This is a genomic window from Pseudomonadota bacterium (assembly GCA_018817425.1).
In the GTDB taxonomy this organism is placed as follows: Bacteria; Desulfobacterota; Desulfobacteria; order Desulfobacterales; family RPRI01; genus RPRI01.
In genome coordinates, this window is sequence record JAHITX010000029.1 from 1 (window position 1) to 11504 (window position 11504).

The 11504-nt window shown below is 47.1% G+C and carries 10 protein-coding genes; all 10 read left to right on the plus strand.

The genetic code is table 11. From position 1 onward, the window contains the following. Positions 1–346: outer membrane lipoprotein-sorting protein (locus KKC46_06230; GenBank protein MBU1053412.1), on the plus strand; the 346-nt coding region annotated here is incomplete at its 5' end. A gap of 100 nt (positions 347–446) precedes the next feature. Continuing rightward, positions 447–1706, plus strand: a complete 1260-nt coding sequence (locus tag KKC46_06235) for a spirocyclase AveC family protein (protein ID MBU1053413.1) — start codon at positions 447–449, stop codon at positions 1704–1706. Between the two features lie 47 nt (positions 1707–1753). Next, positions 1754–2830: a hypothetical protein gene (locus tag KKC46_06240; protein MBU1053414.1), complete on the plus strand. Its 1077-nt coding sequence runs from the start codon at positions 1754–1756 to the stop codon at positions 2828–2830. A gap of 367 nt (positions 2831–3197) precedes the next feature. Next, the gene (locus KKC46_06245; protein ID MBU1053415.1) at positions 3198–3374 is read left to right on the plus strand and encodes a 4Fe-4S binding protein; all 177 of its coding nucleotides are present in this window, start codon (positions 3198–3200) and stop codon (positions 3372–3374) included. A 12-nt stretch (positions 3375–3386) separates the two neighbouring features. After that, positions 3387–4691, plus strand: coding sequence for an NAD(P)/FAD-dependent oxidoreductase (locus tag KKC46_06250; protein ID MBU1053416.1), 1305 nt, complete (start codon positions 3387–3389; stop codon positions 4689–4691). Between the two features lie 19 nt (positions 4692–4710). Further along, positions 4711–5202, plus strand: a complete 492-nt coding sequence (locus tag KKC46_06255; protein MBU1053417.1) for a 4Fe-4S dicluster domain-containing protein — start codon at positions 4711–4713, stop codon at positions 5200–5202. Between the two features lie 17 nt (positions 5203–5219). Then, positions 5220–7214 carry a hypothetical protein gene (locus KKC46_06260; protein ID MBU1053418.1) on the plus strand — a complete coding sequence of 665 codons (1995 nt, stop codon included), beginning with the start codon at positions 5220–5222 and terminating at the stop codon, positions 7212–7214. A 137-nt stretch (positions 7215–7351) separates the two neighbouring features. Then, positions 7352–8131: a CbbQ/NirQ/NorQ/GpvN family protein gene (locus KKC46_06265; protein ID MBU1053419.1), complete on the plus strand. Its 780-nt coding sequence runs from the start codon at positions 7352–7354 to the stop codon at positions 8129–8131. Continuing rightward, positions 8128–9855, plus strand: coding sequence for a VWA domain-containing protein (locus tag KKC46_06270; protein MBU1053420.1), 1728 nt, complete (start codon positions 8128–8130; stop codon positions 9853–9855). Before KKC46_06265 ends, KKC46_06270 begins: the two co-directional genes overlap by 4 nt. Positions 9856–10100: 245 nt before the next feature. Then, positions 10101–11102, plus strand: a complete 1002-nt coding sequence (locus KKC46_06275) for an Lrp/AsnC family transcriptional regulator (GenBank protein ID MBU1053421.1) — start codon at positions 10101–10103, stop codon at positions 11100–11102. Positions 11103–11504 lie beyond the last annotated feature (402 nt).

The window sequence follows — 11504 nt, forward strand, 5'->3', positions numbered from 1 at the left end:
AAAGGTCTGGGTTATAGAACAAATGCCTAAAGATCCGTATTATAGCTGGGGATTGCATATAGGTTATGTTGATCAGGAAACCTATGGCATTTGGTATAAGGAGGTATATGATAAATCCGGCAAATTCAGGACATGGAAATGTAATTTTCGTCACTACAATGAATCTCCAAGCGGGCAAAACAATATTGGAGTTCAATATGATGTTTCGTGGAATATAGACGAAGTAGTACATCATGCATCAGTTTCCGGCACGATACCGTATTCTGAATCCAGATTATTTATGCCTGCTTCAAAAATAGATCCTGACTTTTTTACCAAACAAAACTTCATGCAGTTGTCTAAATAGGATGGAATTGCACAGTAACAAATACCGGTCGTCCGTGCCTTATGGGCTGGCTGGCCGGTAATTTTTTGTACTTTAACATAGTAGAAAGGAGTACATTATTATGGCAGAAAAATATGACGTTCCGGCCATACCCAAGTCGCGGCCGGCAGTCGTGTGGTGGGCATGGATCGGTGGTGCCTGGCTGGTGTTCTGGGCCTATATACTGATCCGCTGGGTGACCGGGCCGTACTTTGTTTCCGTTCCGGTCGGACCGGTCGACCCGGCTGGCTGGTCGAAAATCATCATGGACACCTGGCAAATCCTTAGTTTACCGCTTCTCGCACTCGGTGGTTACTTCATGATCTACAGGCCGTATAAAAAAACGCGTAACGTTCCTCTTGATGGCCTGCTGCTCATCGCGTTTGTGCTCTTTTCTTTGCAGGACGCAGGCTCGAACTACTTAGGGATCTGGTACACAGTCAACTCGTACATGTTGAACATGGGGTCGTTCTATAACGAAATCCCCGGCTGGCTGGGGTTCGGCAGGCCCGGTGCGGTAGTGCCGTATGCGTACCTGTTTCACATTACCGAGTACCCGCTCGGCCTCTTCACCTTCTGTTTCATCGGCAGCGGCCTCATGAACTTTGCCCGGAAACGATGGAACTGGGGACCGGTCAAGCTGATAATATTCATTTTTCCATTCATGATGCTCTATGATCTTGTGATCGAGGGAACATTCCAAACCCTGGGTTTATATACGATGGCCGGAGGGAAAATCTCGTTCTTCCCCGACACCTACGAAAAGTTCCCGTTAATCGAGATGATCTGGATTGCATGTCTGAACATCCCGGTCCTGGCACTACGCTACTTCAAGAACGACAAGGGGGAGACGTTAGTCGAGCGCGGGATCAACTCAATGGTCATCAGTGATCTGAAAAAGCAGGTGGTGCGTTGTCTGGCCCTCATCGGCGTCTGCCAGACGATTTTTCTCACCTGCTACAACATCCCGGTTGCCCTCACCATGGGTTCAAATCCGGGTGAGTGGCCGTCAGACGTTGTGTCGCGTCCGTACCTCACAGATGGCTTATGCGGTCCCGGTACTGACCGCCTGTGCCCTGGCCCTGGAGTGCCGCTAACACAGCAGGCATGGGTGACCACCCGGCCGGCCGGAGAGATCGTGCCGGAGGAAACCTGGAATTCCAGATTTTTTGAACCTTCTGTCGGGAAAGCTCTCCGTAGGGACGACGGCAAGAAAAATCCGGAGTTAACCGACGGTAAGTATCGAAAGTATCGCCCATTTAATAGCAAGTTTCTTGGCTACAGTGAAGACAGATGCAACACGTTATTATGCATTGAAGGACGACAACCGAATTTACCCTAACTGGTAATTTGGTAGCCGCTTCATCAACGTCAAAAGGAAGTATAAATATGACAATAGAAAATGAAGCCTGGACGAACGTCATGCTGGTGGACCAACTCAGTTACAAGGAAAGCCTGCCAAAGGGGCTTTTCTATATGGAAAACAACGGCTTCTTGGTCATGGGAGAGTCCGAGGAGGGGGAGGAGGTTTCTCTGGTAACCTGTATTTTCCGCGTCGGTGGCGGCAAGAACGGCCCCTGGCAGGTTGAGGATGTATTTAAGGGACAAACCACTTTCCTGATCGCGCCCAAGGGACATGCCGGTGGAATGCACAACAATGACTTCATCGGCAATCGCACCTGGGCAACGGATGCATGGACCGGCGGCAAAGTCGTCAAGACGGAAAAAGAAGTCATTTGGTCGCTCGGCAATTATCAGTTCGTATGTCACCCTCCCCTCTGGGAGATAAAGGGTGAGCACATGGGCATCGAATTTGACCTGCACTTGAGCGGTCTTGGCGACGTCGCCTGCCATAAGGGCAAATATGCCGAGCTTGCCACCAATGGCCTCGCGGGTTACGAGGCGCCGCTGTGCGCCGAGGGCACCATCAAGGCGCAAGGCAAGACCTACACGCTGAGAAAGGAAAAATCCTTCGGCTGCCAGGAAAAATTTATCCAGCCGGCATGGGACCTGGCCAAGGTTCTCAGGGGGGAAACTTACTATTGGGTATGGTGGGCAAGCGAAACTGTCCGCATCTTCATTTATTCCTATCCGTCAATGGGGAAAACCTTTAGTCATGTGACCGTGGACGGCAAGGAAGTCGAGTTTGCCGAAAACGGCAAAAGCAATATCAAAATGGACGCAAAACAATGGTGGATCGATCCCCAGACCAGGATGCAGGTTCCCGTCAAGTGGCACTTCAACATGGAATCAGGCAACGGCGTCATCGACCTGGATATCGAGGCTGCGTCCCGTACGTTCTACAGCTATCTGAGCGAATCCGGCGCCACTATTCACTATGGGCTGCACTCCCATAGTAAGGGGCAGTTTTCATTTCCTGATGGCCGAAAAATTCCGCTTAAGGGTATGCGTACTTATGTTGAGCACGGCTGGTGCGCAATACCACTGCCGGCCGCAACGTGTTAAGGCTTTGAGGCATAAGGCGAGGCCCCGGCTTTGCCGGCATAAGCGCTAAGTTAATTAATATATATCAACTATATGAAAGTAATTTGAATATTGAATATAGAACAAGGAAACAACCCCCTTAATCCCCCTTTTCTAAGGGGGAATGAAGATCGAAGGAATATAAACGGTATGATATCGAAGATCGTTTGAATGATGAACTAATATCAATATTTGTTAAAAGCATTAAAACTGCAAAGAGTAAGAATAAAATACATATTCATAATTCGCAATTCCTTGTTCAATATTCGATATTCGTTTTTATAGGTAAACTTAATAAAATAACTTAGCGCTTATGGGTACTGCCGGTGCCTGACTCGTGGAGGGGTAAATGACGATCGTTATTGACAAGAAAGTTTGTGTCGGTTGTGGTTTTTGCAATTTGTTATGCCAGGAGTACGCACTCAAGGTCAGCAAATTCTTTGTCACTGAATTAGATCAGGATTGCTGCATTGAGTGCCTGCTGTGTTTGAACTACTGCCCGATTGACGCCATCGTGGAAAATTAGGAGAGCAGATAAATGCAATATGATGTTGCAGTAATAGGGTCCGGTATCGGCGGAATGTGTGCTGCGGCCAAGTTAGCTCATGCCGGCCGGCGGGTGATTGTTTTAGAAAAGATGCCCATTTCTGGGGGTCGTTACACTTCGGTAATTATAGAAGGCCAGGTGGTCCACCATGGGTCAGCGGTCATCCTCTGGGGTGAGGGCGGACCGGTCTGGCAGACTTTGCAGGAGGTGGATGCACCGAAGTTCGAGACGAAAGCCCTTACCAAGACCAGATTTTGCCTGGGTGGGAAAACACTGGATATTGAAGTGGACAGGATGCATGACATCAAGCCCTTGCTTGATCTTGCCGGTTCGGATGAAAAAGAGAAAATGCGCGTAATGCTTGCGTTGCAATCGGCTGTTATGTGGCGCGAACCGTCCGACGCAATCACCGCCGAAGAATGGCTGGGGCAGTATACCAAAAACAGAAGCATTATCGCCTTATTCAATCGCATCGTCTCGTCGTCGAGCGGAATCAATCTTAATGAGATCAAGGCCGGCGAGTTTATCAGGGAGATGAAGACATCGGGGACGCTTGCCAAGCCACCTCTTGTAGTCAAAGACGGCCTCATTGAAGTGATAAAGTCTCTGGAGACTGTGATCAAGCGACACAAGGGGGATGTGCTTACCGAATGTAATGTGACCGAAATCAGGGTAAAGGATGGGGTGGTCACTGGAGTTGTAGCCGAGAAAAACGGCAAAAGGATGGAGATAGAAGCTAAAGTGGTGATTAGCAATGCCGGTCCGGTAAAGACCATTGAACTGGCCGGCAGAAAGAATTTCGAACTAAGCTATCTCAAGGAGGTTGAGGAGAAAATCAGACCCTGTTGCGGCATTGTATTTGAGGTGACAACTACCAAACCCCTGCTCGATTTTGCCGGCATGATGTTTACAGCAGATCCAGGGATGCGGGTATCGGTCTGGTTCGTCTTAGGTGGTCTCTGGGATCATTGGGCGCCCAAGGGAAAGTATCTGTTGCATGGCTGGCTTGTCCCAACAGATAACCTGTCCTACGATCCTGCTGAAGAGTATGAAGCCTTTCTGAAAGAGGCCAAAGAGTTTTTCCCCAACTGGGATGACTGTGAGCCTGAAGTGGAGCGGGTGAAAAACTTCAGCGGAGCCTGGCCGGCTGGCCGCTCCTGGCCTGGTTACCGGATCAGTCAGCGCACTTCAATCGAGAATCTCTATTGTGTTGGCGATGGCAATAGTCCATCCGGATTTCCCGGTGGCGAGGGTGCCGCTGAAAGCGGCCGAAGGGCCGCCGGGCAGATAATTTAACATGAAAAGGAGGATATTAGTGGCAACTAATAATACTGAAGTTTCAGAAGATAAAAACGTGCTCTACCCAAAAGCGATAGGCTATATATCCATGGTTGATCCCAAAGAGTCGGTTTGTCAGGATTGCAGGAGTTGTGAGCTATATTGTGCAGCAGTGCATGAGGCAGCTTGCGGACTTGAATTAAACCGAATCTGGGAATCCAGAGATCCTTTCCGTGGCGAGTACTTTGCTTATAGCTGCAAGCAGTGCATAGCACCCTCATGTATTGCAGCCTGTCCGGAAGACGCAATGTATATTGATGAGAAAACAGGTGCCAGATGTATAGATGAAGAAAAGTGTAATGGATGTGCAGCATGTATAAGAGCCTGTCCTGTAGAACCTCCGAGGATCAACTATAACAGTGTTAAGAAAAAAGCTGTTAAATGCGATCTGTGTAAAGACAGAGCAGATGGTCCGGTATGTGTTCAGATGTGTCCTACCATGTGTCTTACATTAAAGAAATTTAAATAAATTGAGGAGTTGATAACATGAGTGAGCAATATGGGTGGGCAGGTCAGATATTAAGGGTTAATCTCACCACAGGTGAGTTCTCTACAGTTGATACAATGAAATATGTTCCAAAATACATAGGTGGCTATGGTATAGCGCTCAGATTGTGCTGGGAGGAAATGAAACCCGGAATCAAGGCTTTTGATCCTGAGAATAAAGTTTTTATTATGAATGGTGTTGCTTCGGGGACATTTACCCCGTCTTCAGGAAGAGTTAATTTTCTGAGCATGTCGCCCCAAAGCTATCCCGAGCAGATGACCAACACATCAATAGGTGGGCATTTTCCCGCAAGACTCAAGTGGAACGGTTATGATGGAATTATTCTTGAAGGAAAATCTGAAAAGCCCTGTTATCTTGTAATTAAAAATGGCAAACCCAGACTGGAATCGGCAAAAGGTCTCTGGGGATTGGGACTGATAGATTCGCAGCAAATACTTCAAGACCGTCATGGTAAAAACCGTTGCGACATCTATGGAATTGGTCCTGCTGGTGAGAATCTTATCCGTTATGCAATTGTTGGTTGCGGAGCGCATAATGCAACAGGGCAGGGCGGAATGGGCGCAGTATTAGGTTCCAAGATGCTTAAGGCTATCGTTCTTGTGGGAGGAAAACATCAGGTAAAAGTTAAAGATCCTGAAGCAGCTATTAAAGCAACGTTGGAATTTTACCCGAAAAGAAGAAAACGGCCTTTACTATATGCTGATTTAGGAGATAAACCTAATAATCCGTGGTGGAAAGAATGGACAGGCGGAAAAGACATGTTTGATAATCATGCCAAAGATTGGATGGGCAGCTTTCATAATATGCCGTATCCGGTTTTAGGTAAATCCTGCGCCACCGGTTGTCTTGGAACTTGCGGTTTCTTTGAATTCAAAAATGTACCGGCAGTTTCCCGTATAGGACTTATAACAGGAATGAGCGGCTGTGTACACACCCGATATGAGCAGTTTTTCGACAGGCTTGAAGGAGAAAGAAATTTTGAAAAAGGATTTGAAGTCCATGTGCTTGCCCAACAATTAGGATTTAATCATCATGAAATTAACTACGGCATAGTACCCTGGCTGCATTATACGAAAGAATTGGGAATTGATACCGAAGCTCTGATGGGTATGCCAACAGACGTCCGGGACAATGAATGGTGGATCAAACTGTTAAACATGATTGCTTATAGGAAGGGCTTTGGAGATACGCTTGCCGAGGGGTTGAGAAGGGCAGTGGAAAAACTTGGCCCGGACAAATACTGGTACCCTGAATATGAAGGGCTTGAAGCAGCCAGGGAAGGCGATGCTCCAAGACCTGTAAAGTATCCTGTCGCGGGGATTGGCGGCTGGGGATATGCTTCCAGAGGTATTCTGGCAGATCATGCTTTTGGTCCGATTGCTGCACTTCCGGGAGCATTGTGCTGGATGATCGATACTCGTGATCCGCATCACAATAAATGGCCGGACTGGATTCACGACGATTTCATTAATTATATTATGAAAGAGACTGATAAATACGGCAGCCCTTTTGTTGTAAAATGGGCTAAGGATGCAACAATGCGTGGAATCCTTATAGACTGCCTGCCTGTCTGCTTTCAGTTTCCGCTGAGAAAATATATGGGCTGGCTGTGGGATCATGAAGAGATTGGTGAAGGTACAAAATCAACAGGTCTTGAAGCCAGGCTGTTTTCTGCAGTTACAGGAGTAGAAGTAACTGAAGCTGAGTACTATAAAGCAGGAGAAAGGATCAATACATTAACCCGTGCTATATTGTGCAGAAATAATGAAAGAACTGCCAAAATGGAATGGGATGAAATGGAAAAGGTTATGTATAACAGAATAGATATGGAGCAGTTCAAGATCACTGTAGGAAATTGGTATGAAGCGTTGGGGTGGAACAGAGAAACCGGTTATCCTACCATGGAACATCTGAAAGATATGGGCATTGAAGATCTGGCACCTGAACTGGAAAAGATAGGCAAGCTAGGCTAAAGAAAGGGCTGGAAATACCATGTGCCCCTGAATAGAGCAGGTCCAAAAAACGAAGGGAAGATAGACGTTGGAGAATCCACCACATGAATAATATTCCATATCACAGAGAAGTCTGCAACGAGAAGGACGTTTTCAGAATGACCAATATTCCATATTACAGAGAAGTCCGCAACGAGAAGGATGTTTTCAGAGCCGCATGGCAAAGCCGTCGTGCGGTAATGCTTAAGGGGCCTACCGGCTGTGGCAAGACGCGCTTTGTCGAAGCAATGGCAGCGGAGCTTAAGCGCCCTCTAATTACAGTATCCTGTAATGAAGACCTGACCGCCGCAGATTTGCTTGGCCGCTACTTGTTAAAGGGTGGCGATACCCAGTGGATGGACGGAACGTTAACCCGTGCGGTACGTATGGGGGGAATCTGCTATCTCGATGAGATCGTTGAAGCCAGAGCCGATACAACGGTTGCCATCCATGCGCTTACCGATCATCGGCGTGAATTGTTTATTGATCGCCTCGGTGAACAGTTGACGGCGCCGCCTGAATTCATGATGGTTGTATCGTATAACCCCGGCTATCAAAGTATCCTGAAGGACTTGAAGCCTTCTACACGCCAGCGGATGATATCTATCGAGCTTGCTTTCCCACCAGCGGACATAGAGATAGAGGTGGTTATCAAGGAATCGGGGATTGACGAGGCGAGTGCCCAGGACCTTGTACGCCTGGCCGGCGCCATTCGCGAGTTGGATATACCCGGATTGCCCGAGGTGTCCTCAACCCGTACAGTAATCGCAGCGGCCGACTTAATAAGGGCCGGCCTCTCGCTTAAAGAAGCTGTCAAAGCGGGCATGATAGGTCCGCTTTGCGACGATCCGTTGATTGACAGAAGTTTAATGCAACTTGTTTCTACCTACATCTCATGACAGGCAAAGTTAAAGCGGCGGCAGAGTTTACGCAGCATTTCTATTCTCTGATTGCCGGTGCCGTGGGCGGGCGCAGTATTCCTGTCCATTGGCATGATGATAAAAAATATAAAGCATACACCGACAATAGCTGCATTTATGTGCCTGCCTTTGAATTTTCGCGAAAGCATGCATTTGATGTTATTGCGCAAGCCCTGTTGATTCGCGTAGGCGCACTGAAAAGAGAACATGTACGGCAATTGCTGGGCAAACGTAAAATACACAATCGTTATCTCTATGCCGAAATCGTTCGGGCAACGCGCCTGCACGCAAACATTTTGCCAAGAGCCTTTTGTGAAAATGCCGCCATAAAGCAATTTCCTTTCACTACGGACTCGTCCGATCAATCCTACAGTTTGGCCAGCAGTAAAGAGCACTTTCCTGCATTCCCGGAATTTTTAGGTACGCTGCGGTGCCTTCTGGTGCTAAATAACGCGCTTCCGGAACAAGCTCCTGCTCCTGAGCTGAAACTGCAGAAGAAGGTCACAGCCGTTCTCACCGAGGATGAAGAAGGAGAATCCCAAGAATCCATAATTCTAAAGCTGCTTTCAAAAAAGCAGATATTTGCCGCCAAAGGACGGGTGGCGGATTTTATTGCAAAGCTTCTCGGTATCACTGGCGGGGGGAAACCCCAAAAGAAACCCGGTTCAGGAGGTGGCGTGGAACTGCCGATGGGAAATGTTTCCATGGGCAAGAAGAAGGCAAAATTTGTCGGCCAGTTATCAGACTTGAGTGTTGAAGTAGTGGTAACAAAAGACAGCAATGAAGCAGGCAGCCATATTTATCCGGAATGGGACTATGCCAAACGAAAATACCGGGCGGATTGGGTAGTGGTGGATGAGGTTGATCCCTCAAGAGAAATACCGGAGTCGGGTGCGATCATGAGCGAGATATTGCAGCCGCCTTCTATGGAATTAAAAAGGAAGCTTGCAGGCGTGGGCTTAAGCTTTGAAACGCACCGCAATCAGGCTGAAGGAGAAGACTATATCCTGGATCGCGTGGTAAACTATTTTGTTGATTGCAGAAGTGGCACAACTCCCAACGAGGGGGTTTATGCTCACAACATGAAAACGCGCAGGGATTTGGCGGTGATGCTGCTTTTAGACATATCGGGCTCTACCGCCGAGATGGAGGAATCCGGCGGCTTGTCGATTCACCACAAGCAGATGCAGTTGGCATATCACCTGATGACGGCACTTCACGGTCTTGGCGATCAGGTCTCATTGTATGCATTCCATTCCTGGGGCAGAACCATGGTGCGTTTGGTACGGATGAAGGCGTTTAAAGAGCGCTGTATCGATAGTCGCATTCGCAATCGGTTCGCCATGCTTGAACCGGTCGGTTTTACACGTACTGGAGGCGCCATGCGCCATGCAGCGCGGAAGCTACAGGAAGAAGAAACAGGGGTGCCGTATCAGCTCCTGATAACAATTACTGACGGCTTTTCTTACGATCATGGCTATGAAGGCGAGTATGGCGAAGAGGACACAAAGAAGGCTATTGAGGAAATTCGCTGTCAGGGGATTGGCTGCCTCTGTATTACCATAGGCAGCAACCAGCAGGAAGAAAAGTTAAAAAATATATTTGGCAAGGCGTCAACGCTGGCAGCACGTGACTATGATGACTTCATTCACAATATTCGTCCGGCATTGCTGCGGGCTGTGGCGCAGGCAAGGGCTGGTTAGGCATGTTGACAAACAAGACGCTCCGCCCCACGCTGTTACCTTCCCCTTCTATACTCCCGGTGTACACCACTCATAAAAAGGACATCTTCCTTTTCTTCTTGCTCATCCAGCTATCACCGCGTTGGTGAGCAGTATGATCTAATTCATGCTAAATCTGAAGAGGCAAGCCTATTCACGGATTAAGCTCTTCCATCGATTATTGACAAAACAAAAAGAGGCGGTTATATAATCGATAGGAGATGCATATGCTGGCTAACATTTCAACTGAGGCCCTCGATGAATTGGATTTGATGCTGATCAAAGAGATGGAATTTGATGGCAGAATGACCTATCTCGAACTGGCCCAAAAAATAGGTACGAGCGATACAACTGTGCGCAGAAGGATAACCAGCCTTCTGAATAGTGGTACCATTCATTTGTCCGTCATGACCAATTCGGATTACTTAGGGTATGGAATACCTATTTACATCGCTGTCAAAGCCCGCCCCGGAGATGTAGATACTATGGCCAAACATCTAAGTTCGTTTCAGAATGTTCATAACATCATATCAACCAGCGGCCGTTATGATGTGATAATGGCGGCGAATTTTAAAGATGTAGAGGAATTGCATCAATTCATCACCAACGAAATTGGCATAAAGTTGAAAGTGACCAGTGTAGAATCAATGCTGCCACTTAGTTTGGTTAAAAGAGCTCTTCCTCGTTTGGGGGACGATCCACCAAACGAAACAAATGTCTTTCCCAATAAAAACTCTAACTATATATTAGATGAGTTTGACCTGTCTCTAATCAGAGAATTGAAAATCTCTCCAAGAGAATCGAGCACTAATCTTGCCAAAACACTTGGTGCCAATAGATTTAGTGTCAGCCGCAGATTGCAGAAGCTTAAAGATATGGGGCTTCTTAGAGTGTTTTGCCACACCGATCCAGGCAAGTTAGGGTACTCGTTTCAAGTCGTAATCTTGATACGGGTCGATCCTTCCCAAACTCCCTCCGTTGCAACTGCACTTGCAGGGTATGAACAAATTAGGTATGTTGCTATAATTACAGGGCGCTTTGATATCATTGTCTGGGCTTGGTTTCAAAGCTCACAGGGTATGACTGATTTTATGCAGCGTCAATTGTCGTCTATTCCAGGCGTTCTTAGTCATGAAACCTTGATCGGGGTCGGAATTCTCAAGTTTTTTGGTAGTGATAATGTTACAGGATTCGATCGATTCGGGTCCTTTGAGCAAAAACGGACTTGATGAGTATTTGGCGTTTGCTCCCATTTTAAGATTTGTCCATCATCTCTTTGTAGCCTGTATCATATTACAATAAGCCTTCTTCTTATTGTGTCATTTTGTGCAAATCGAAGCAATCTCCTCGATAGTTCTGATCAATCTTCCTATCAGTCAACGCATAGACTCAATATAGGACCTTTTGATACTGGGTACCTATATTTTTCTTGCAAATAATTCTCTATTAGCCAGAAACTTGTTTGACTTATCAATAATTCTTTAAGCAGGAAGCGGTGGTCGGGATTGTATGAACAGCAAAAATTGTTTTTTAAGTGGGTAAGCTGCTTATTCAAGCTGCTGTCTCTCTCTTGGGAAATGTCGCCCAATAAACCATATCCGGTGTTTTCTTGTCAAGACTTTGATGCCGCC